Origin of the sequence: Streptomyces sp. NPDC102441, from assembly GCF_044765585.1 — a bacterium.
Lineage (GTDB): Bacteria > Actinomycetota > Actinomycetes > Streptomycetales > Streptomycetaceae > Streptomyces.
This window is the reverse complement of the sequence record NZ_JBIWKH010000011.1, coordinates 19092-39789: the sequence shown is the minus strand read 5'-3', so window position 1 is coordinate 39789 and position 20698 is coordinate 19092. Positions and strand designations below refer to the sequence as shown.

General features: G+C 69.2%; 21 protein-coding genes and 1 pseudogene. 15 read left to right on the top strand and 7 right to left on the bottom strand.

Annotated features, from left to right (window positions below):
• The first annotated feature begins 17 nt into the window (after nucleotides 1-17).
• Nucleotides 18-179, top strand: coding sequence for a hypothetical protein (locus ACIREO_RS24055; RefSeq protein WP_404113625.1), 162 nt, complete (start codon nucleotides 18-20; stop codon nucleotides 177-179).
• A 42-nt stretch (nucleotides 180-221) separates the two neighbouring features.
• Nucleotides 222-857, top strand: coding sequence for a DUF1345 domain-containing protein (locus ACIREO_RS24050; RefSeq protein ID WP_404113623.1), 636 nt, complete (start codon nucleotides 222-224; stop codon nucleotides 855-857).
• A gap of 100 nt (nucleotides 858-957) precedes the next feature.
• Here the strand turns inward: ACIREO_RS24050 and ACIREO_RS24045 are convergent, their stop codons facing one another.
• Together ACIREO_RS24045 and ACIREO_RS24040 are read right to left on the bottom strand one after the other, a co-directional pair.
• Complete coding sequence (locus ACIREO_RS24045; protein ID WP_404113621.1) at nucleotides 958-2142, bottom strand: alcohol dehydrogenase catalytic domain-containing protein; 1185 nt, start codon at nucleotides 2140-2142, stop codon at nucleotides 958-960.
• A gap of 109 nt (nucleotides 2143-2251) precedes the next feature.
• Entirely contained in the window at nucleotides 2252-3133 is an 882-nt protein-coding gene (locus ACIREO_RS24040; protein ID WP_404114055.1) for an SDR family oxidoreductase, read from the bottom strand.
• 303 nt (nucleotides 3134-3436) lie between these two features.
• On the opposite strand from ACIREO_RS24040, the gene ACIREO_RS24035 reads away from it, so the two are divergent.
• From ACIREO_RS24035 to ACIREO_RS24005, 7 genes are all read left to right on the top strand, one after another.
• Nucleotides 3437-3916, top strand: a complete 480-nt coding sequence (locus ACIREO_RS24035) for an SRPBCC family protein (RefSeq protein ID WP_404113619.1) — start codon at nucleotides 3437-3439, stop codon at nucleotides 3914-3916.
• A gap of 66 nt (nucleotides 3917-3982) precedes the next feature.
• The gene (locus ACIREO_RS24030) at nucleotides 3983-5602 is read left to right on the top strand and encodes a phytoene desaturase family protein (protein ID WP_404113617.1); all 1620 of its coding nucleotides are present in this window, start codon (nucleotides 3983-3985) and stop codon (nucleotides 5600-5602) included.
• 361 nt (nucleotides 5603-5963) lie between these two features.
• On the top strand, nucleotides 5964-7001 hold the full coding sequence (locus ACIREO_RS24025) for an acyl-CoA dehydrogenase family protein (RefSeq protein ID WP_404113616.1): 1038 nt from the start codon (nucleotides 5964-5966) through the stop codon (nucleotides 6999-7001).
• Complete coding sequence (locus ACIREO_RS24020) at nucleotides 6994-7797, top strand: PIG-L deacetylase family protein (RefSeq protein WP_404113614.1); 804 nt, start codon at nucleotides 6994-6996, stop codon at nucleotides 7795-7797. Before ACIREO_RS24025 ends, ACIREO_RS24020 begins: the two co-directional genes overlap by 8 nt.
• Nucleotides 7794-8417 (top strand): class I SAM-dependent DNA methyltransferase, encoded by a 624-nt coding sequence (locus tag ACIREO_RS24015; protein WP_404113612.1) that lies wholly within the window; start codon nucleotides 7794-7796, stop codon nucleotides 8415-8417. The genes ACIREO_RS24020 and ACIREO_RS24015 overlap by 4 nt, the downstream gene beginning before the upstream one ends.
• Nucleotides 8414-9136, top strand: a complete 723-nt coding sequence (locus tag ACIREO_RS24010; protein WP_404113610.1) for a glycosyltransferase — start codon at nucleotides 8414-8416, stop codon at nucleotides 9134-9136. Before ACIREO_RS24015 ends, ACIREO_RS24010 begins: the two co-directional genes overlap by 4 nt.
• A gap of 151 nt (nucleotides 9137-9287) precedes the next feature.
• Nucleotides 9288-9569 (top strand): GlsB/YeaQ/YmgE family stress response membrane protein, encoded by a 282-nt coding sequence (locus tag ACIREO_RS24005; RefSeq protein ID WP_404113608.1) that lies wholly within the window; start codon nucleotides 9288-9290, stop codon nucleotides 9567-9569.
• A 42-nt stretch (nucleotides 9570-9611) separates the two neighbouring features.
• Here ACIREO_RS24005 and ACIREO_RS24000 read toward each other — a convergent pair whose 3' ends face one another.
• Complete coding sequence (locus ACIREO_RS24000; protein ID WP_404113606.1) at nucleotides 9612-10721, bottom strand: YihY/virulence factor BrkB family protein; 1110 nt, start codon at nucleotides 10719-10721, stop codon at nucleotides 9612-9614.
• Between the two features lie 168 nt (nucleotides 10722-10889).
• On the opposite strand from ACIREO_RS24000, the gene ACIREO_RS23995 reads away from it, so the two are divergent.
• Complete coding sequence (locus ACIREO_RS23995; protein ID WP_404114053.1) at nucleotides 10890-11390, top strand: metallophosphoesterase family protein; 501 nt, start codon at nucleotides 10890-10892, stop codon at nucleotides 11388-11390.
• A gap of 41 nt (nucleotides 11391-11431) precedes the next feature.
• Here the strand turns inward: ACIREO_RS23995 and ACIREO_RS23990 are convergent.
• The 3 genes and pseudogenes from ACIREO_RS23990 to ACIREO_RS23980 all read right to left on the bottom strand — a co-directional run bounded on the left by ACIREO_RS23990 (nucleotide 11432) and on the right by ACIREO_RS23980 (nucleotide 14406).
• Nucleotides 11432-12493, bottom strand: a pseudogene (locus ACIREO_RS23990) (fatty acid desaturase family protein).
• A gap of 473 nt (nucleotides 12494-12966) precedes the next feature.
• Nucleotides 12967-13191, bottom strand: coding sequence for a hypothetical protein (locus ACIREO_RS23985; RefSeq protein ID WP_404113604.1), 225 nt, complete (start codon nucleotides 13189-13191; stop codon nucleotides 12967-12969).
• 234 nt (nucleotides 13192-13425) lie between these two features.
• Nucleotides 13426-14406, bottom strand: a complete 981-nt coding sequence (locus tag ACIREO_RS23980; RefSeq protein ID WP_404113602.1) for a TIGR03557 family F420-dependent LLM class oxidoreductase — start codon at nucleotides 14404-14406, stop codon at nucleotides 13426-13428.
• 229 nt (nucleotides 14407-14635) lie between these two features.
• Between ACIREO_RS23980 and ACIREO_RS23975 the strand changes: the two genes are divergently transcribed.
• The 3 genes from ACIREO_RS23975 to ACIREO_RS23965 are packed head-to-tail and all read left to right on the top strand — an operon-like array spanning nucleotide 14636 to nucleotide 17974.
• Complete coding sequence (locus ACIREO_RS23975; protein ID WP_404113600.1) at nucleotides 14636-14962, top strand: plasmid stabilization protein; 327 nt, start codon at nucleotides 14636-14638, stop codon at nucleotides 14960-14962.
• 37 nt (nucleotides 14963-14999) lie between these two features.
• The gene (locus ACIREO_RS23970) at nucleotides 15000-17486 is read left to right on the top strand and encodes a molybdopterin oxidoreductase family protein (protein ID WP_404113598.1); all 2487 of its coding nucleotides are present in this window, start codon (nucleotides 15000-15002) and stop codon (nucleotides 17484-17486) included.
• Nucleotides 17483-17974: a hypothetical protein gene (locus ACIREO_RS23965; RefSeq protein ID WP_404113596.1), complete on the top strand. Its 492-nt coding sequence runs from the start codon at nucleotides 17483-17485 to the stop codon at nucleotides 17972-17974. Before ACIREO_RS23970 ends, ACIREO_RS23965 begins: the two co-directional genes overlap by 4 nt.
• Nucleotides 17975-18051: 77 nt before the next feature.
• On the opposite strand, the gene ACIREO_RS23960 is transcribed toward ACIREO_RS23965, so the two are convergent.
• The gene (locus tag ACIREO_RS23960) at nucleotides 18052-18726 is read right to left on the bottom strand and encodes an HAD family hydrolase (protein WP_404113594.1); all 675 of its coding nucleotides are present in this window, start codon (nucleotides 18724-18726) and stop codon (nucleotides 18052-18054) included.
• A 358-nt stretch (nucleotides 18727-19084) separates the two neighbouring features.
• On the opposite strand from ACIREO_RS23960, the gene ACIREO_RS23955 reads away from it, so the two are divergent.
• Nucleotides 19085-19684 carry a DNA polymerase ligase N-terminal domain-containing protein gene (locus tag ACIREO_RS23955; RefSeq protein WP_404113592.1) on the top strand — a complete coding sequence of 200 codons (600 nt, stop codon included), beginning with the start codon at nucleotides 19085-19087 and terminating at the stop codon, nucleotides 19682-19684.
• Nucleotides 19685-19769: 85 nt separating this feature from the next.
• Nucleotides 19770-20684: a non-homologous end-joining DNA ligase gene (gene ligD, locus ACIREO_RS23950; protein ID WP_404113590.1), complete on the top strand. Its 915-nt coding sequence runs from the start codon at nucleotides 19770-19772 to the stop codon at nucleotides 20682-20684.
• The last annotated feature ends 14 nt before the right edge of the window (nucleotides 20685-20698 follow it).

Sequence of the window (20698 nt, the reverse complement as noted above, 5' to 3'; positions counted from 1 at the left end):
ACTCAAGGGAGAGATCGATGGCTCCTCACCACAAGTCCAACAAGGAAGTCGAAGGCGACCCGGACAGCGGGCACGGACGTGGTATGCCCAGGCGCCCGGACGAGAAGAAGGCCGACGAACGCCTCGCAGAAGACCGCGAAGAGGTGGGCCTGCCCCCGAAGGAGGGCTCCTCGGAGTAGCACGGCAGCAGCTCAGGCGGCAGGCCCGATGGTGAGGTGCCCATGAGTCACTGGCTGGTGCTGTCCGCCGTCCCCCGACTCGTCGGCGCGGCGGTGATGGGAGCGGCCGTCGGGGCGGTGACCGGTGTACTGACCCACGCGCCCATGGGAGTCCTCGCCGGTATCGCCGCTGCGGAGACGGTGTTCGTCGTGGTGGGGTGGATCGTCCTGTGGCCCATGAACGCCGCCGCCACCCATCGCAACGCGCGGCGCGAGGAGTTCCGGCCCGTCGTCGAGGAACTCGCCGTGGTCGTTTCCGCCCTGTCCGGGCTGGTCGGCATCGTGGTGCTGCTCCTGGTCAGCGACTCCGACCTGAGCCACGCGGCGGCGGCGACGGCACTGTGCGGGGTGTTCATGGCCTGGGCGGCACTCCATCTGATGTACGCCGCCCGCTACGCGTACATCTACTACCTGCCACCCGACGGCGGGATCGACTTCAACACCGACGACCCTCCCCGGTACAGCGACTTCCTCTATTTCAGCTACAACCTCGGCATGACCTACCAGGTCTCCGACACCAATGTCTCCACTGCCACGATCCGCGCGGTCGCCCTGCGGCACTGCCTGCTGTCGTACCTCTTCGGCGCCAGCATCCTGGCCACCACCATCAACCTCGTGACCGGTATCGTCACTGGCTGATCCTGGCAGTGTGCGCTGGACCGACACCACGGTCAAAGTCCTCTGGCCACGGATGCTCAGTAGCCTGTGAAGCCGAGAGTGCCTGACGGGCACGGACCCCTCAGGGGCGCAGCAGAGTCTTGATCATGCCGTCCCGCTTCGTCTGGAAGGCCGCGTACGCCTGTGGCGCCGCCTCCAGCGGCAGGTGGTGAGTGGCGAAACCGTCGACGCCGAGGACGTCGTCGTCGGTCAGCAGCGGCAGGATTTCCGGCGCCCAGTGCAACACGTTCGCCTGTCCCATCCGGAACTGGAGCTGCTTGTCGAACATGCGCAGCAACGGCATGGGGTCGATGGCCCCGCCGTACACACCGGAGAGCGAGACGGTCCCGCCGCGCCGTACGAGATCGATCGCCGCGTAGAGCGCCCCGAGCCGGTCCACACCCGCGTTCTGCATGAAAGGCTTGGCCAGCGCGTCCGGCAGCAGGCCGGTCGCCCACTGGGCGGCCTTGGTCACAGGGTTGCCGTGAGCCTCCATACCGACGGCGTCGATCACCGCGTCGGTGCCACGTCCGCCGGTCAGCTCGCGCACCGCGTCCCCGATGTCCTTCTCGTGACGGCGCAGGTCCAGACAGGTCACGCCGTGCGCGGAGGCGCGATCGAGACGTTCGTTCACCAGGTCCACCCCGATGACAAGACCCGCGCCGCGGTGCTGGGCGATGCGGGTGGCCATGTCACCGATCGGGCCGAGCCCCAGCACGGTGAGCGAACCGCCGGGCGGCACCGCCGCGTACTCCACAGCCTGCCAGGCGGTCGGCAGGACATCGGAAAGGTACACGAAACGGTCGTCGGGAGGCCCTTCGGGCACCTTGATGGGCAGGGTGTTACCGAACGGCACCCGCAGGTACCCGGCTTGCCCGCCCGGCACCTGCCCGTACAGCTTCGTGTATCCGAACAGGGAGGCGCCGGAGCCGTACTCACGCACTTGCGTGGTCTCACACTGCGAATGCAGACCCCGGGAGCACATGAAGCAGGTGCCGCACGAGACGTTGAACGGGATGACGACCCGGTCCCCGGGGACGAGGGCCCGCACTTCGGGGCCGACCTCCTCGACGACGCCCATGGCTTCGTGCCCGAGGATGTCGCCCGGATCCAGGAATGGTCCGAGAACTTCGTACAGGTGCAGGTCGGAGCCACAGATCCCCGTGGAGGTGACCCTCACGATCACGTCGTCGGGCTGTTCGATCACCGGGTCGGGGACCGTCTCCACCCGGACGTCCCGCCGACCCTGCCAGGTCAGAGCACGCATGCTGTCCGCCTCTCGATTCTTCTTCGGCCGCTGACGTTCACGGCCGTGTGTCCGAAAAAATGGTCCCCGTAGTCATCGCCCTCGAGCCCTGTCTGCCTTCTGGCCCTCGCTACGGGATCGGGGAGCCACCAGTGGCGTTGACGATCTCCGCAGTGATGTAGCTCGCTTCGGACGAGGCGAGGAAGACATAGGCGGGAGCCATCTCCGCGGGCTGGGCCGGGCGGCCCAGCGGCGACTGCTTTCCGAATTCCGTGGTGTCCGGGAGGGTCGCGGGGATCAGGGGCGTCCAGACGGGCCCTGGCGCCACGGCGTTGACACGGACACCGTCGGCGGCGACCATCTGGGCCAGCCCCTGGGTGAAGTTGGCGATGGCGCCCTTGGTCATGGCGTAGTCCAGCAGGTGCGGACTGGGCTTGTATGCCTGGACCGAGGTGGTGTTGATGATGGAACCGCCCCGCGGAATGTGCGGCAGCGCCATCTTCGACAGCCAGAACATGCCGTACAGATTCGTACGCACCACGCGGTCGAACTGCTCGGTGGTGATCGCGGCGATGCCCTCCGGCTGCGACATCTGGTACGCGGCGTTGTTGACGAGGATGTCGATGCGGCCCCAGGCATCCACCGCTTGTTCGACCAGACGCCGGCACTGCTCCTCCTCCCGGATGTCACAGGCGACGGCCAGAGCTGTGCGGCCCGACTCCTCCACGAGGCGCGAGGTCTCCTCCGCCTCCTCGCGTTCCTCGGGCAAGTAGGTGAACAGCACGTCGGCGCCCTCCCGGGCGAAGGCGAGTGCGACGGCGCGCCCGATACCCGAGTCGCCGCCCGTCAGTACCGCCTTGCGGTTCTGGAGCCGTCCCGTGCCCCGGTAGGAGTCCTCACCGTGATCCGGCGGTGGGTCCATGGGGCCGGTCCATCCGGGATGCTCCTGATCCTGCTGTGGGAAGTCCGGGTCGGGGCGTCGGGGCTGAGAGCGGGATGTGTCGGACAACAGGTCTTCCTTCCTCTGCCGGACGGACGGCGCTTTTACGGACAGGCCTCTTCGGAGCGTCCTCACACAAGCCGCGCCTGCCACTCCGCTCCGTCAGGAGCATTCTGTCCGTGTAGAGCGGCGTGCCCCCGATTGGTTGGTCCATTCGCGTCGGCCTCGGCCACCATCACAAAACGGCCCGCCTCGGCGGGCTGCGCTCCGGCCGCCGACCGTGACGGCTGCCGCCCGCGCGCGGGAGTGCGTACCTGGACCTAGCGTGGGGAACGCGCCGTAAGGGACGCGGCGCTTCGAACGCTGGAGGAACGCATGGCCGTGCGGCACCGGTTGATCAGGACGCCTCCCGAGCACGTCTGGGACGTCCTGTCCGACGTCCAGCGGTACGGGGACTGGGTCGTCGGGACCTCACGCGCGGAGGTGGACAAGGGCGAATGGCCGGAGCTGGGGGCGACACTCCGCTACGAGATCAAGCTCGGGCCCCTCACCCTCCACAACCAAACCGTCGTACGCCGCAGCGAGCCGGCCTCCGTCCTCGAACTGGAGGCGGACAGCGGTCCGCTGGGGAGTGCGAGGATCGCGATGGATCTGCGCCCCTGGGGCGAGCACACACTGGTCATCCTCGACGAACACCCGCTGCGCGGTGCGGGAGGCGCCCTGCACAACGGCCTCCTGGAGTTCGCACAGCAAGTGCGGAACCGCGCGATGCTGGGGCGCCTCGCCCGGTTGTGCGAGGGAGACGAAGGCCCGACCCGCACCGGGCCCCGGCGATCGCGGCCGCGCAGGGCGTGAACCGGCACCAGCCGGGCCCGAACGCTCCGCCGGGGCGGGGCGCCAACCATGAAACGGGAGCACGTCATGCCGGACGCCGTAGTGATCGGGGCGGGCCCCAATGGGCTGGTCGCGGCGAACCTCCTGGCCGACGCCGGCTGGAGCGTGGAGGTCCTGGAGGCTCAGGACGAGCCTGGAGGAGCGGTCCGGCACGACCGGGGGGTGGACCCCGAATTCGCCAGCGACCTCTTCAGCACCTTCTATCCCCTCGCAGCCGCCTCCCCGGTGCTGTCCGCCCTGCATCTGGAGCGGGAGGGACTGAGCTGGAGCCACGCCCCGAAAGTGCTCGCCCATCCCCTGCTGGACGGTCGCTGCGCCGTCCTCAGCCGTGACCTGGAAGAGACGGCCGCGAGCCTGGAGGGGTTCGCCACTGGCGACGGGGCCGCCTGGAAGGAGCTGCAGCAGGTCTGGGCGACGCTGCGGCCCGGCATCCTCGATGCCCTGTTCACGCCGTTCCCCCCGGTCCGCGCCGGGGCCCGGCTGGCGCTACAGCTGCGTGCGGCGGGCGGACTCCGACTGGCCAGGACGATGGTGCTGCCGGTGCGGCGTCTGGGTGAGGAGGAGTTCCGCGGCGAGGGCGGCAGACTCCTGCTCGCCGGCAACGCCCTGCACGCGGACCTCTCGCCGGAGGCGGCGGGCAGTGGCGGCTTCGGCTGGCTGATGTCCATGCTGGGCCAGACCTACGGCTTCCCTGTGCCCACCGGAGGCTCCGGGGCGCTCACCTCCGCTCTCGTCCGCCGGCTGGCGCGGCTCGGCGGCACCGTCCGCTGCGGGGAACCGGTCACCGAGGTCGTCGTCCGCGGCGGCCGGGCCGTCGGCGTCCGCACTGCGAGTGGCGAGGCGGTCCCGGCCCGCAAGGCGGTCCTGGCCGATGTGTCCGCGCCCGCGCTCTACGGCTCGCTGGTGGGTGAGGAACACCTTCCCGGACGGCTGCTCGCCGACCTGAAGCGTTTCCAGTGGGACTTCGCCACGTTCAAGGTCGACTGGGCATTGAACGGTGCGGTGCCCTGGACCTGCCCGGAGGCCGCGCAGGCCGGGACCGTCCACCTCGCGGACGGCGTGGACGCTCTCACCCGCTTCGCCGCGCAGATCGCCATGGGCCGCGTTCCCGACGAACCCTTCGCCCTCTTCGGCCAGATGACCACCACTGACCCCAGCCGCTCGCCTCGGGGCACCGAATCCGCATGGGCGTACACGCATGTACCGCACCGGGTGCGGGGTGACGCCGGGGGCGCCGGGCTGACCGGTTCCTGGGACGCCCGGGAACAGGAGACCATGGCAGACCGGATCGAGGCGCAGGTCGAGCGGTATGCCCCAGGCTTCCGCGGCCTCATCAGAGCCCGGCGCATCCTCGCCCCACCCACGCTGGAAAGCCTGGACGCCAACCTCCACGGCGGCGCCATCAACGGCGGAACCACGGCCATGCACCAGCAACTGGTCTTCCGCCCCTCCCCCGGCACCGGCCGACCGGAAACGCCCGTCCCCGGTCTCTATCTCGCTTCCGCCTCCGCACACCCGGGCGGGGGCGTCCACGGCGCCCCGGGCGCCAACGCCGCGCGGGCAGCTCTGCGCCGGCAGTGCACCAGCGTCCTGTCCCACCTCCAGAGCCGGCTGACACACCGCGACCGCAAGGGACAGCGCAGATAGCGTCTGCTCGCACCCCGTCGAGCCCCCGCATCAGATGGAGTCACGGGGCATCCATGGTCCGGGGTCAGAAGCGCCGGACGGGGTACGCGCGCGATCGATCGAAGATCGGATACGGCCGAGCGGCCCGGAAGGAGGGCCTCATGCGTCACGACGATCGGAGAGCCCCGGTTTTCGACAACACCTCGTCCTTGCTGTCGCAGGGGTACGCATGGCTGCCCGACCGCCGTCGGCGGAGCGGGGGAGAGGCGGTGCACACCCGCGAGCTCGGCCCCAGGGGCGGGCGGCAGGTGGGCGCACGGCCGCTCAGAGAAAAAACGCGTCCACGAGGCATAGGAATGTTTTTGGGGTGAATGTGAATCACATGACAGCAGCCTTGATCTCGGAGCCGGCCGACGGGCCGGACGGCCACCTTCTGCGCCGGACCACGGCCGAGCGTTTCGCCCACTGGGTGAAGAGCGGTGCCGCGGATCTGCCACTGCCCGGCTCGGGCGCGACGATGCGCCGGCTGAGTATGTTGCACGACCTCGGCCGGGATGATCTTTCGCTTGCACGTCTCGCCGAGGGGCACTCGGACGCACGCGCGATCCTGCACGAGCTCGGTGCGCCCGCGCCCGCCCCCGGGGAGCGGTGGGGGGTCTGGGCGGCGCAACCCCCCGGTACCGTCCTCAGCGCCCGGCACGACAGTCGGGCCGGCTGGCGCCTCGATGGCGTCAAGGCGTTCTGTTCCGGGGCACACAGTTGCACTCACGCGCTGGTGACTGCCGAGACCGAGGACGGTCACCGGCTGTTCACCGTGGCCACCGACGACGCCCGCTGTTCTCCGGTGGCCGGATCATGGCGGGCGGTGGGCATGGCCGGCAGCGACACCCCGGATGTGCGCTTCAGCGATGTGCCGGCCCAGCCGGTGGGCGACGTGGACGCCTATCTGCGGCGACCCGGCTTCTCACACGGTGGGGTCGGAGTCGCAGCGTGCTGGCTGGGCGGCGCCCGCGGTGTTGCCGACTCTCTGCTGAGAGCGGCCCGGCGGCGCGAACCGGATCAGCTCCTGTCGGCTCACCTGGGGACGGTCGATGTCCTCCTGTACGGCGCGCAGTGTGTGCTCGGCAAAGCAGCCGAGGAGATCGACGCCGAGCCGCTGGAGGAAGGTGAGCGGGCCGCCGTACTGGCGTCCCGCGCCAGGGCTGTGGTGGCGGACGTCTGCGCGCGCGTCCTGGACGAGGTCGGGCGCGCGCTGGGAGCCGGGCCGCTCTGCCACGACGCCGAGCACGCGCAGCGCGTGGCGGATCTGACGGTCTACATCCGTCAGCACCATGCCGAGCGCGACCTGGCGGTGCTGGGCACCCTGCTGGCCGAGGCGGACGAGGGGGCACTCGGCGCCGAAGGGTGGCGCGATGAGTGAGCCCCGCGGGTCGGCGGGCGGGATGGCGAACGACCGCCGGGAGGCAGCCGAGGCGATCCAGGCGGCGGGCACCGATGAGAGCCTCTGGGCGGCATGGGGAGGATGGGACCGATGGGGCGAGGTGGCGGTGCCCGAAGGCCCGGTGGTGGTGCTGGCCGCTCATCCTGATGACGAGGTGCTCGGCTTCGGCGGAACGATCGGTCGCCTGACCGCCGCCGACAAGCAGGTCCACGTCGTCACGGTGACCGATGGGGAGGGCTCGCACCCCGGAAGCCGGCAGATGCCGCCCCCGGTGCTGGCCCGGGCGCGCCGGGCGGAGCTCGCCGACGCACTGGACGTACTGGGCGTCGACGGGCATCGGCGTCACCGACTGGGCGTCGCCGACACCGGGGTCGACAAGGACGAGGCAGATGTCGGCGCGCGGGTGGAGAAGGTGTTGCGGAACAGCGGCGCCACGCTCTGCGTCGCGCCCTGGAGCGGTGATCTGCACTCCGATCACGAGGCGGTCGGCCGGGCAGCCCGTGCGGCCGCCACAGCAGTCGGCATCGAGCTGTGGCAGTACCCGGTCTGGATGTGGCACTGGGCCGTGCCCGAGGACCCGCGCGTGCCGTGGCGTTCCTTCCACCGGTTGCCGCTCGCCCCGGAGGAGCTGGCCCGGAAAGGGGCTGCCCTGCGCTGCTTCCGTACCCAGATCGCGCCTCTGGTCGACCACGCGTCGGTGGTCCTTCCCCCCGAAGAGCTCGCCCACCACCAACGGCCCTTCGAAACGGTGATCGTAGAAACGGAATCCGCATGAACGTCTCCACGCCGGGCTCGTACTTCACCCGGATGTACACCGACGCGCCGGATCCCTGGGACTTGGCAGGCCGCTGGTACGAACAGCGCAAGTACGCCCTGACCATGGCCGCCCTGCCCCGGCAGCGCTACCGCCGGGCGTTCGAACCAGGCTGTTCCGTCGGTGTGCTGACCCGGCTGCTCGCCGAGCGGTGCGACGAGGTCCTCGCCGCCGACCGGGTCCCCCAAGCGGTTGCCGAAGCCGCCGCACGCAATCGCGACCGGCCGCACGTCAGGGTCGAGCAGCTCGTCGTTCCGGAGCAGTGGCCCACAGGAAGCTTCGATCTGGTGGTGCTCTCCGAGCTGCTGTACTACTTCGACGAGCTGCAACTGCAGGCGATCCTGGACCGCACCACGCGGTGCCTGGAACCCGGCGGCACGCTGGTGACCGTGCACTGGGACCACCCGGTGGCCGAGCACCGCCTCACCGGTACCGAACTCACTCCCGTTCTGCAGACGGTCCCAGGGCTGGTCGACGGGCCTTCCTTCCGGGACCCCGACTTCGTCCTGTGCACCTTCACACGCCCGCTGACGAGCGGCGCCCTCCCCCGGTCCCCGGCCGCCGCGGAAGGACTGGTGTGAGAGCCGCCGTCAACGCACTGATCGTGGCCGTACCCGCTCATGACGAAGCCGAGGGCCTGGCGGCCGCCCTCAGCTCGATCCGGCGGGCTATGGAGCACTGCCGACGCGGCCCCTTCGCCGTGCCGGTCCTCAGGCTGGTCGTCGCCGCCGATTCCTGTACCGATGCCACCGCGGCAACCGCCGCCCGGTGCGGAGCCGACGTGGTGGAGATCTCCCGCCGGATGGCCGGAGCCGCCCGAGCTGCCGCTGTCGCCCAGGGGCTGGAGTCGTGCGGAACCCACCCCGAGACCACCTGGATAGCCACCACCGACGCCGACTGCCAGGTCCCGCCGGCGTGGCTCGCCCACCAGCTGCACTGCGCCCGCACGGGCTATCACTGCGTGCTGGGCACCGTGCGCATCTCCGCAGTCCCCCACGTGGCCCCCGCCGTGAGAGCACTGCACGACGCGCACTACTTCGCCGGCCGCTCGGACGCAGCCTGGAGCCACCCGCACGTCCACGGAGCCAACCTGGGCATCCGAGCCGACACCTACCTCCATGCCGGCGGCTTCCGGGCGGTACCGCACAGCGAAGATCGCTTCCTGGTCGACGCTCTGGCCCCTGGCACACACATCCTGCGTACAGACGCCTGCCCCGTCCTCACCTCCGGACGCACCGCTCCCCGAGCGCCACACGGCTTCGGGACCTTTCTGCACGATCTCGGCCAGCCCACAGGATGACTACCCGAGGCTCCGCCCTGCGGTCGCACGCGCAGGGCGGAGCCGGAGACGATTCCGCGCCGCAAGAGGCCTCTTCCAGCCCGCCTCCGACGGGTCCCGGCTGCCTGCGGGGGTACGCGTAACGGACACGTCGACCGCCAAGGAGCCAGCTATGGAAATCTCCGGACTCTTCAGCGCTCTGATCATCGGCATCGTGGTCGGGCTGCTCGGACGCCTGTTCTTGCCCGGCCGCCAGCACATCGGCGTCCTGTGGACGCTCGTCGTCGGTATCTCCGCCGCACTCCTCGGCTCACTGCTCGCGTCCGTCCTGGGCGTCGGGGGGACGTCGGGGATCGACTGGATCCAGTGCCTCATCCAGATCGTCCTGGCCGGCCTGGGTGTGGCCGCGCTCGACCGGGCCCTGGGCGGAACCGAACGGCGGCCCCTGTCCTGAGAGCGCATGCGCCCTGTTCCCTGTCCGGCCGGTCGCGGATTCTCAGTCGCCCCTCAAATCGCTGGAGGGGCCCGTCGCGCCCATGGCCCTGCGGTCCTCGTCGGACCACGCACGGCTGTCGCGGGGCTCGACGTAGGGCTCCTCGAACGGGGGGTGACCGCCCAGGATGGCGCGCTCACGGGCCATTTCCGCATCGAACTCCAGGCCCAGCAGGATCGCCAGATTGGTGATCCACAGCCAGACCAGGAAGACGATGACGCCGGCCAGCGCACCGTACGTCTTGTTGTACGAGCTGAAGTTGGCGACATAGAAGCCGAAACCCGCTGAGGCCGCCAGCCAAATCAGCAGCGCCAGCACACTGCCCAGGGAAGCAAAGGTGAAGCCTCGTCCCTTGGCGTTCGGGGCCGCCCAGTACAAGATCGCCAACATCACTGCCACACAGAGCACCAGGGCCGGCCACTTGGCGATCGACCAGATGGAGAGCGCTGTGTCACCTATGCCCAGCAACGCGCCGAGCTGACGGGCGATCCCACCGGTCAGCACCACCATCAGAGCACTGGCACAGGCCAGAATCATGAGCACCAGGGTGAGCCCGACACGGACAGGCAGCACCATCCACAGCGGCCGGCCCTCCGGCATGTCATAAACAGCGTTCGACGTGCGCATGAAAGCCGCCACGTAGCCCGAGGCGACCCACAGTGCGCCCAGCAGGCCGACGACCGCCAGCACCGAGCCGGTTCCGCCACTGCCCTCCAGCTGGGTGATCGCGCTCGTGATCACATCCTTGGCGGCTCCCGGCGCCATCCTCTCGACGTTGTCCAGCACCTTCTGCGTGGTCGACTCACCCACGAGCCCCAGGAGCGAGACCAGCACCAGGAGAGCCGGGAAGAGCGACAGGATGCCGTAGTACGTGAGCCCCGCCGCCCGGTCGGTCAGTTCGTCCTGCTGAAACTCTTTCGCCGTCCGCTTGAGGACCGCCCACCACGACGCCTTGCCCAGCTCGGTCGGCGCGTCCGGTGCCTCGCGCTCCACATCCTCGTCCGGGCCCGCAGCCCTGCTCCGATCACCTTCCTCCTTCTGTTCCGCTCGACCGTGGCTTCCCGGGACGGCACCGCGCGGGAAGCCGTGCTCGCTGCGCTCTTCGTTCGCCATGACCGACGGCTACCCCGGACAGCGCCGATATCCCCCCGGCCGCCACGCCGGAGCGGGGCCCCTCCCGCGCAAGGGCGCCTGCGGCCGGTAAACCGGGCGAAGCGAAGGAGTGGAGGCAGACGGATGGACAAGAACAAGGACACAACCGGGGCGGCGACGGATTCTCCCGTGCGGCTGCTGCTCGTCTCTGACACCCATGTGCCCCTGCGCGCCAGGCGGCTCCCCGATGAACTGCTGCGCGAGACGGACCGGGCGGACGTCGTGGTCCACGGCGGGGACTGGGTCGACGTGGCCACCCTGGACCTGTTGGAAGGACGCGCGCGACGCCTGGTCGGGGTGTACGGCAACAACGACGGCCCGGATCTGCGGGCCCGGTTGCCGGAGGTTGCACGCGTCCGGCTGGGCGGCCTGCGACTGGGTGTCGTCCACGAGACAGGGGCGGCCCGCGGGCGGGAGGCGCGCTGTGCCGCGCTGTACCCGGACCTGGACGTCCTGGTCTTCGGCCACAGCCACATCCCCTGGGACACCGAGGCGCCGGGCGGCCTGCGTCTGCTGAACCCGGGGTCACCGACGGACCGCAGACGGCAGCCGCACTGCACGTACATGACGGGCACGGTGGCGGACGGGGTGCTCGGCGAGGTCGTTCTGCACCGCCTGCCGAGGCGCTGACCACTCCCCCAGGGCCGGGCGCACGCCCGGTGTCCCCGACGTCAGACGATCTGTGACCGGTGCCGCAGCGGGCTGCTTGCCTGGTGCAGGCTCCTGAGCGCCTGTCCGTATGAGGCGATGAGCGAGGTCTGAAGGTAGGCCACGTCCAGTTCGTCGCAGTAACGGTGCACGAGAATCTGCGCCTTACGCAGATTCGGCGAGGGCATGCTCGGGAACAGGTGGTGCTCGATCTGGTAGTTCAGTCCACCCAGCACCACGTCCGTGAACCAGTTTCCCCGCACGTTGCGGGAAGTGAGGACCTGACGGCGCAGGAAATCGGGCCGGTCGCCGCCGGTGAGCGTCGGCATTCCCTTGTGGTTGGGGGCGAAGATCGCTCCCAGGTAGACCCCGAACAGGCACTGGTGCACGACGAGGAACACCAGCGCCTTCCCCGGAGACACCACGAGAAACAGGGCGCCGAGATACAGGACGAAGTGAGCGACGAGAAGAGTTCCTTCGACCCGGCGCTGTTTGAGGGTACGGTCCGCCAGGGCCCGCATCCCCGCGACGTGCAGGTTGAAGCCCTCCAGCGTCAGCAGCGGGAAGAACAGGTACGCCTGCACTTTGCCGAGCAGGCGGGGTAGCCCGGTGGCCTTGCGGGCCTGGGCCTGACTCCAGACCAGGATGTCGGGCGCCACGTCCGGGTCGAGCTCTTCGTGATTGGGGTTTGCGTGGTGGCGGGAGTGCTTGTCCTGCCACCAGCCGTACCCCATGCCGATCCCCATATTGGCGGCGAGCCGCCCGATCAGCGCGCTCGAACGGCTGCGCCGGAACACCTAACGGTGACCGACGTCATGCGCGACGAGCGCGACCTGCCCGAAGACCGCAGCGAGGAACACAGCGGCGAGCAGCGTCCACCAGCTGTCGCCGACCGCTACGAAGGCCAGCCAGCCCACCGCGTAGGCCGCGGTCACCAGCGCCATGCGCACGCCGTAGTAGAAGGGGCGACGCCGCATGAGCCCGGCGTCCTTGATCTGCTTGGAGAGACGCGAGAAGTCACTGCCTGCCCGTCGTTCCCGAGTCGGTGCGGTGTCGCTCGCGTGTTGCGTCGTGTCTGTGGTCATCGGCGGTCCTGTCGTTCGCGAACAGAGCGGGGACAAGCGGTCGTCGAAGGACGACGAGTGGTCGGCATGATGCCTCATTCTCCGGCGCCGTCCCGCACGCGGACGACCTCGGAAAGGCACGTCGCACACGGAATCGGGTCGGGGCGGTAGGGGGACTCAATCTGCGACGTCGCCGTGGCGAGGCGTCCAACAGATCGGCTCCACACGGTGCTGGCACAGCGCTGGGATTCAGCGCGCGTCATGAACTCGGCGCGGACACCAATACTTCTCCCCAAGATCCGGGAAGAGCAGCCATGCGCCGGGGCATCCAGACTTCAGGGTACACAAGATGGTGTAGGGGCCAGGTGTGGCCCGAATTCGGCATGCCTCCGCCCCGATGTCCGGCCGTAGCTGAAGCAGCCTCCGAACGGCACCTTCCGGGCCGACCGTCGCACGGCCGCCCCGCCCGGACGGCCGCGGACGACGAGGGCGAACTACAGCTCGCCGGTGGCGAACAGCTCAAGGTGTCCGCACTTGGGGCAGCGAAACGCCTCTATCTGGCGCCGGGGCCTGCCCATCCGCTTGGCGCCCCCGAAGACCCCCCGCTCCAACTGGCCCTCGATCCAACGGGCGTACCCGCGCGAATGCTCGCCCGCGTCCTCTATGAATCCATCAACCAGACCGACAGTGCCGCAATGGGTGCACGTGTAGTTGTTCATCCCGTGAGTGTAGGAAACGGTGCACGACGACGGACGCACTCTGCTCCTCTTTCCCCTGGAACCGGTGATCGCCCTCACCACGGACCTCGCCGCCTTCAGGCCGGCCGTGCCCGATGGGCCTCTCGGGCCCCCAGCTCGGGGCTCACGCGCCCGGGCCGCGGAAGGGGGCCGGGCCCTGCTCGGCGAACCGGCGCGAATGCCGGGTCGGCGGCTTCCGGTCGGGCTCGCGATGCTTCAGGCTCGCGGGCCGTTCGGCTTGAGTTGCCGGATGCGCCCGTCGAGTTCGCGCCGGTAGAAGTCGACGAAGCCGTCGGGGTCCGGCCCGGCGTTCTGCATGACCAGCCGGTCGAATCCCGCGTCGACGAACTGCTGCGCCACTTCGACGTAGCGCGCGGGATCCGTCCCACAGGCGAACTTCTCGAGGATGTCCTCCTCGCGCACGGTGCTGGTCGCGGCATCGAAGTTGACCGGGTTGGGCAGCTCACTCATCACCTTCCACCCGGTGACCGCCCACCGTGAGGTCTCAAGAGCTGCCTTCGCCCCGGTGTGCGCGTCGGGCGCCCAGGCCATCGGGACCTCCGCGTATCGCGGACCGGTCCCGCCGGCATCGGCGTACTGCCGCACGACCTCCGGCTTGGCCTCGGTGGCGAACAAGCCGTCACCCAGCTCGGCCGCGATGCGCGTCGACGCCCCGCCGCTGGCGGCCACCGCGATCAATGGCAGCTCCTCGGGAAGGTCGAAGACCCGGGCGTCCTCCAGCCGCAGGTGCTTCCCGTCGTAGGACCGGTAACCCCCACTCCACAGCAGCCGGATGATTTCCAGGGCCTCCCTGAGCAGTTCGTGCCGGGTGCTCACCGCATCGGGGAAGCCGCGGCCGACAACGTGCTCGTTCAGCCTCTCCCCCGAACCGACTCCCAGGACGAAACGGCCCTCCGAGACCAGAGCGAGGGTCGCCGCCGCCTGAGCGATGATCGCGGGGTGATAGCGCACGGTGGGACACGTCACGCCGGTCGCCAGCCCGATCCGTGAGGTCTTGGCCGCGATGCTGCCCAGCACCGTCCAGGCGAACGGCGAGTGCCCCTGATTGTCGAGCCAGGGGTGGTAGTGGTCGCTGATCTCGACGAAGTCGAAGCCCGCCTGCTCCGCGAGAACCGCCTGCCTCACCAGCTCCACCGGGCCGAACGCCTCAGCAGCCAGCTTGTATCCCACCTGCATGTGATCCCCATTCCTCTGCGTCACTCGGTCACGGCGTCCGGACAGGGGTACCCCCGGCCGACGAGGTCTAACGCCTGACGATCCGCATCGGACATTTTGGCGGCAGGTTACGCCGGGCGGGGTGGGCACTCGGATCGCGAGCGCCTGGTTTTGCGCGTGTGATGGGGGTAGCCGTTATCTGCCGTAAGTCGTCGAGGCCTGTCGGCTCGCCCGAGAGAAGGAGGACGCCATGCCCGCTGGATCCAGTCCCAAGCGTGAGCGCCAGTACGAGCACGTCAAGGAGGGTGCCGAGAAGCGCGGCACCTCCGAGAAGCGTGCGAAGGAGATCGCCGCCCGCACGGTCAACAAGGAACGGGCCCGCTCGGGAGAGTCGGAGTCGGCGAGCAAGACATCCACACGTGATCCCAAATCCGCCCCGCAGCGCGGCGGTCAGCGTTCGCACAGCGGGCCCGGAGGGCCGACCAAGGACCAGCTCTACGCGGAGGCCAAGAAGAAGAACATCGAGGGCCGGTCATCGATGACCAAGGAGCAGTTGAGCAAGGCGCTGGGCCGCTGAGAACGCCACCGGGCTGAGCGATTGTCAGGAGGCGACGATGGAATCCTCGATCGACCGGATCGGTGACCCCTGGGGCAGCCGTGTCCCCCACGGACGGCACAGGAGCTGGTCGGCCCGGGTGGACACCTTCCTCTCCGAAGGCGTGGAGCCCGCCATGGTGCAGGAGTGGGTGCAAGCCGCCTCGATCCTCCACTCGGACGGCGATGCCATGGACATCGCCGTCATGGACGGCCGTATGGTCGGTGTACGGGGGCGAGCCGCCGACCGGGTGAACCGCGGCAGACTCGGCCCCAAGGATCTGTTCGGCTGGCAGGCAAACGCCTCCCCCGACCGGCTGACCCGGCCCCTGGTGCGTGAGAACGGCCGGTTGGTGGAGAGCGACTGGGACACCGCGATGGGCCGTATCGTCACCCGCTCACACGAACTGCTGGACGAGCGCGGCCCCGCATCACTCGGCTTCTACACCTCGGGCCAGCTGTTCCTCGAGGAGTACTACACCCTGGCGGTCCTTGCCAGAGCAGGCATCGGAACCAACCATCTCGACGGCAACACCCGGTTGTGCACCTCGACCGCCGCGGAGGCCCTCAAGGAGTCCTTCGGGTGTGACGGACAGCCCGGCAGCTACGACGACATCGACCACGCCGATGTGATCGCGCTCTTCGGCCACAACATCGCCGAGACCCAGCCCGTGCAGTGGATGCGGATCCTCGATCGTCTGGAGGGTTCCGAACCCCCGCGGCTGCTGTGTGTGGACCCGCGTCCCACCCAGGTGGCCAGGAGAGCAGCGGTTCACCTCGCCCCGCGCATCGGTGCCAATGTCGCCCTACTCAACGCGCTGCTGCACGAGATCATCCGGACCGACCGCGTCGATCACGCGTACATCGAGGCGAACACGGTCGGCTACGAGGAACTCGCCGCCGGCGTCAAGGACTGCACCCCGGGGTGGGCGGCGGGCGTCTGTGACGTCCCGGTCTCGCGGATCTGCGAGGCCGCCGAGCTCCTCGGGACCGCCGACCGGCTGCTCTCCACCGTGCTGCAGGGTTTCTACCAGTCCCACCAGGCGACAGCCGCCGCGGTCCAGGTCAACAACCTGCATCTCATCCGGGGCATGCTGGGGCAGCCCGGGGCCGGCGTGCTGCAGATGAACGGGCAGCCCACCGCGCAGAACACCCGTGAGTGCGGAGCCAACGGTGACCTGCCGGGCTTCCGCAACTGGCAGAACGACGCCCACGTGGCGGAGCTGGCCGAGGTCTGGAACGTGGAACCGAGCACAATCCCGCACTACGCGCCCCCCACCCACGCCATGCAGATGTTCCGCTATGCCGAGCAGGGCTCGATCCGGATGCTGTGGATCAGTGGCACGAACCCGGCCGTATCGCTGCCCGAACTCGCACGCATACGCTCGATCCTCGCCCAGGAGAGCCTGTTCGTCGTCGTGCAGGACCTGTTCCTCACCGAGACGGCCCAGTTCGCCGATGTCGTACTGCCGGCTGCCACCTGGGGCGAGAAGACCGGCACGTTCACGAATGCCGACCGCACCGTACATCTGACCGACAAAGCGGTGAACCCGCCGGGCGAGGCCCGGCCGGACCTCGACATCTTCCTGGACTACGCCGCACGCATGGACTTCCGCGACAGGGACTGTGGGCCTCTGATCTCCTGGCAGGACCCGGAATCGGCGTTCGCGGCGTGGAAACGGTGCAGCGAGGGCCGCCCCTGCGACTACAGCGGCCTCACGTACGCGAAGCTGCGCGAAGTGGGAGGAATCCAGTGGCCGGTCAACCAGCTGGCGCCGGACGGGACGGAGCGGCTGTACACCGAGGGCATCAGCTGGGCCCACCCCGACATGTGCGAGAACTACGGCAAGGACCTCGTGACAGGCGCAGCGGACGACGAAGCGGCGTACCGGTCCCTCAACCCGGACGGCAAGGCGATGATCAAGGCTGCCGGCCATGTTCCGGCGCACGAGCAGCCGAACGAGCGGTATCCCTTCCAGCTGACAACAGGCCGCACCCTTTACCACTTCCACACCCGGACCAAGACCGGCCGCGCACCTCAGCTGAACGAAGCGGCACCCGAGGTGTGGGTCGAGATCAGCGACGCGGACGCCGTCACCAGGGAACTCGCCGAGGGCGACCTGGTCGAGGTCCGCTCACCGCGCGGCGCGATCCGAGGCCGGCTGCGCATCACACCACTCCGGCCGGGACTGCTGTTCGTACCGTTCCATTACGGCTACTGGGACACGCCCGCGGGCTCGGGACCGAACGCCACCACAGCAGGCCGGGCGGCGAACGAGACGACCATCACCGACTGGGACCCCGTCTCCAAACAGCCGCTGTTCAAAACAGCGGTCGCCGCTCTCACCCTCGTCGAACGGGGTGAGGGGCGGCAGGCACCCGCCCCCACCACCACCGCGTCGGCACCCGCCGACACCGCGGGCCTCCGGCCCACGGTCGGAGGGTCTGACGCGCAGGCGTCGCAGGCCCGAGACACCGCATGGGATGTGCCGGGAGGTGACCGGTGACCGGGATCCAGCTCGCCCTGAGCACCCTGCACCGCGGTGAACTGCACATGGCGACGGAGCTCGTAGCCGTGGCGGACCGACACCGCGCTGACCATGAGATCCACCATGTAGCCACCGATGTCGCCGCCTGGTCACACGAACACGTCCGACGCCTCGCCGAAGCATCCGCCCGCTACGGAGGCGCGGAACACGACGGTTTGCGCACCGGCTCGCCGGACGGCCTGCTCCGGGCACTCCAGCACAGCCCCTCGGAGCAGAGCCGCGGACCCGACCCTCGCCTGCTGCTCCTGGGCGATCTCCACGACCTGCATCTCGCCGCGACGCACAACTCGCTGCACTGGGAGATGCTCGCCCAGGTGGCTCAGGCCACAGAAGCCGCCGACCTGCTCACCCTCGCGTCATCGTGTCACCCGCAGACCCTGCGCCAGATGCACTGGACCAACACCATGATCAAAACCCTGTCGCCGCAGGTGCTCAGCAGTCTGTGACCTCCGAGGGCGAGCCCCCAGTACGAGGTGGTGCCTGCACGGACGGCGCCTCGGCCGTGCGGCACCTTCTGCGTGGGTCAGTCGGCGCGGCCGACCCGGGAGAAGATGCTGCTGTCCAGATGTGCGAGGAGATCGGCCGGGTTCCGGTACACCTCAGTGGCCCCGGCCTCCACCAGCTCCTGTTGGGCAATGCCGCCCGACAGGAGTGCCACAGCGGCCACGGACGCGCCGGTCGCGGCTTTCATGTCCCAGACCGAGTCACCCACGTACACCGTCTCCCCGCTCGTCCCACCGGCAAGCTCCATCGCGTGCCGGACCGGTGCGGGAGCCGGCTTCCCCTCGTCCACGTCGTCTGCACTCGCTGTATCGGTGATGACGTCGTCTGCGTCCAGCACGCGGCGCAGAGCCTTGAGCTCCTCACCGGACGCAGAGGTGGCAAGCACCACCCTCCACCCCCGAGCCGACAGGGCCCGCAGCAGGTCAGCCGCTCCATCCACCGCGACCAGCCGCTCGAAGTATGTCGCGTACAGCGCTGAGTGCGTGCTCCTGATCCCATCGTCCCCTTCGCTGTCCCGCTCAGCTCCCAGAAGGTGCTTGATCAGATCAGCGGAGCCCAGGCCGATGGCCTGGTGCACCTCGGTCATGGGCACCGTGTGCCCCGCTTGCCGAAAGGCCTCCCACCAGGCCGTGACGTGGAGGTAGTTGGTGTCCACAAGCGTTCCATCCACGTCGAACAGGGCAGCGCGAACCATGACTCTCCTTCTGGTGAATCGGGGCCACCAGCTCCGCGAGGCTTCGGCGAAGTCTCCGGGGCTTCCTCCGGACTCTTCCCGCGATCAAGGGATACAGTCCGTGCCGCGTCGCAATGGCTGCGCACGGACGGTCAACAGGGTCCGCGCAACGTTGCACGTCCACGGCGCAGCCTCCGGCGGATGTGAGTTCCACGCCGATCTCCTGCATCGAAAGTCTCGGCAGGGAAAGGTGCAGCGCCGGTGGCGGGGTACTCGGCAGACCGAAGGAATCGGGCGGAAGATGAATGGTGACGCCGGTGAGGTCGGCGGCGACCCACCTCGGCGCGCTCCGGCGCAGACGTGACGTTGGGAGGCTTCCGTGAAGGACGGTCTCGCGGAGTACCGGCGGAAAAGAGATTTCGGCGCAACAGAGGAACCCCAGGCAACCATGGGGCGGCGGGGAGCGGATGCCGAAAGCGTGTTCGTTGTGCAGATCCACGACGCCAGTTCGCTCCACTTCGACTTCAGGTTGGAAGTAGGCGGTGTGCTGAAATCCTGGGCAGTGCCGAAAGGGCCGTCCAGGGACCCGCACGAGCGGCGCCTGGCCATGCCGACAGAGGACCATCCGATGTCGTACGCAGAATTCGAGGGTGTCATTGCTCCCGGCCAGTACGGCGCGGGTGCCGTGATCGTCTGGGACGAGGGCACCTACAGCACCGAGGAGTCCTCCATGACCGAGGCGCTCGCGCGGGGCCATGCCTCATTCCGCCTCCATGGCCACAAACTGCGAGGGGCGTACTCACTGATTCGGACCCGCCGACGGGCAGGTCGCGATGCCTGGCTACTCATCCGTAAGCGGGAAGGGCGGCAGTCGGCGTCGTTCAGGGGAGACGCCGTCGACCCTGTCCGCGCACGCTCCGTCCTCACGCGTCGCACGCTCCGCCAGGTCGCGGCCGAGGCCGAGGGGCCGGAGCCGTGAACCGCGTGCTCGACCGGCTTCGGCCCGGACTGGCCGCCCACATCGTCCCGGCGCCTTCGCAGGCCGGGGAACGCAAGGGGTGAGGATGGGTACAGACATGGATGTGCGTGTCGGCCGTCGCACGGTGGTCATCACGCGCCCGGACAAGGTGTTGTTCCCGGACGACGGAATCAGCAAGGCCGACCTCGCGGATTACTACCGGTCCGTCGCGGACGTCATGGTCCCCCACCTCAAGGGACGGCCGCTCATGATGGAGCGCCTTCCCGAAGGCATCGAGGGACAGACCTTCATGCAGAAGGAAGTGCCCGCTCATTTCCCCGAGTGGTTCCACCGCGTTGAGCTGCCGAAGGCGGGCGGGACCGTCACCTACGCGATGTGCGACGAACCTGCGGCGCTCGTCTACCTCGCCGGCCAGGCATGCATCACTCCGCACCGTTTCCTGTCGCGCGCGGACCGCCCGGACCACCCCGACCGAATGGTGTTCGACCTCGATCCGTCCTCCGGTGACGATTTCGGCACCGTCCGTATGGCGGCGCTCCGCCTTCACGAGCTGCTGGGCGAGCTGGATCTGCCCTCGGCCGTGATGACCACAGGGTCCCGCGGCCTGCACGTCGTGGTACCGCTGGATCGCCGTGCGCCCTTCGACTCCGTGCGTGACCTTGCTCGCCGGATCTCCGAGGTGCTCGCGGCTCGCCACCCCGACGCACTGACCACCGCGCCGCGCAAGGAAGCTCGGCGCGGTCGTCTGTACCTCGACATCCAGCGCAACGCCTACGCCCAGACCGCTGTCGCGCCCTATGCCGTCCGTGCCCGCTCCGGCGCGCCCGTGGCCGCTCCGCTCGCCTGGGCGGAGGTGGAGGACGGGCGGCTCCATGCCCGCAGCTTCACGACGACCTCAGTCCTCGACCGCATCGGCGACGATCCGTGGAAAGACGCCTTCCGGCGTCCCCGCGCGGTGCGAGCTGCTCTGCGCCGCCTGGAAGCTCTCGAGCCCGACTAGCGCAGATCGACGGC

What these genes read in the sequence shown, in the direction of transcription:
- ACIREO_RS24055 (WP_404113625.1), top strand. Translation starts at nt 18, where the DNA reads ATGGCTCCTCACCACAAGTCCAACAAGGAAGTCGAAGGCGACCCGGAC.
- ACIREO_RS24050 (WP_404113623.1), top strand. Translation starts at nt 222, where the DNA reads ATGAGTCACTGGCTGGTGCTGTCCGCCGTCCCCCGACTCGTCGGCGCG.
- ACIREO_RS24045 (WP_404113621.1), bottom strand. Translation starts at nt 2,142, where the DNA reads ATGCGTGCTCTGACCTGGCAGGGTCGGCGGGACGTCCGGGTGGAGACG.
- ACIREO_RS24035 (WP_404113619.1), top strand. Translation starts at nt 3,437, where the DNA reads ATGGCCGTGCGGCACCGGTTGATCAGGACGCCTCCCGAGCACGTCTGG.
- ACIREO_RS24030 (WP_404113617.1), top strand. Translation starts at nt 3,983, where the DNA reads ATGCCGGACGCCGTAGTGATCGGGGCGGGCCCCAATGGGCTGGTCGCG.
- ACIREO_RS24025 (WP_404113616.1), top strand. Translation starts at nt 5,964, where the DNA reads ATGACAGCAGCCTTGATCTCGGAGCCGGCCGACGGGCCGGACGGCCAC.
- ACIREO_RS24020 (WP_404113614.1), top strand. Translation starts at nt 6,994, where the DNA reads ATGAGTGAGCCCCGCGGGTCGGCGGGCGGGATGGCGAACGACCGCCGG.
- ACIREO_RS24015 (WP_404113612.1), top strand. Translation starts at nt 7,794, where the DNA reads ATGAACGTCTCCACGCCGGGCTCGTACTTCACCCGGATGTACACCGAC.
- ACIREO_RS24005 (WP_404113608.1), top strand. Translation starts at nt 9,288, where the DNA reads ATGGAAATCTCCGGACTCTTCAGCGCTCTGATCATCGGCATCGTGGTC.
- ACIREO_RS24000 (WP_404113606.1), bottom strand. Translation starts at nt 10,721, where the DNA reads ATGGCGAACGAAGAGCGCAGCGAGCACGGCTTCCCGCGCGGTGCCGTC.
- ACIREO_RS23985 (WP_404113604.1), bottom strand. Translation starts at nt 13,191, where the DNA reads ATGAACAACTACACGTGCACCCATTGCGGCACTGTCGGTCTGGTTGAT.
- ACIREO_RS23980 (WP_404113602.1), bottom strand. Translation starts at nt 14,406, where the DNA reads ATGCAGGTGGGATACAAGCTGGCTGCTGAGGCGTTCGGCCCGGTGGAG.
- ACIREO_RS23975 (WP_404113600.1), top strand. Translation starts at nt 14,636, where the DNA reads ATGCCCGCTGGATCCAGTCCCAAGCGTGAGCGCCAGTACGAGCACGTC.
- ACIREO_RS23970 (WP_404113598.1), top strand. Translation starts at nt 15,000, where the DNA reads ATGGAATCCTCGATCGACCGGATCGGTGACCCCTGGGGCAGCCGTGTC.
- ACIREO_RS23960 (WP_404113594.1), bottom strand. Translation starts at nt 18,726, where the DNA reads ATGGTTCGCGCTGCCCTGTTCGACGTGGATGGAACGCTTGTGGACACC.
- ligD (WP_404113590.1), top strand. Translation starts at nt 19,770, where the DNA reads ATGGGTACAGACATGGATGTGCGTGTCGGCCGTCGCACGGTGGTCATC.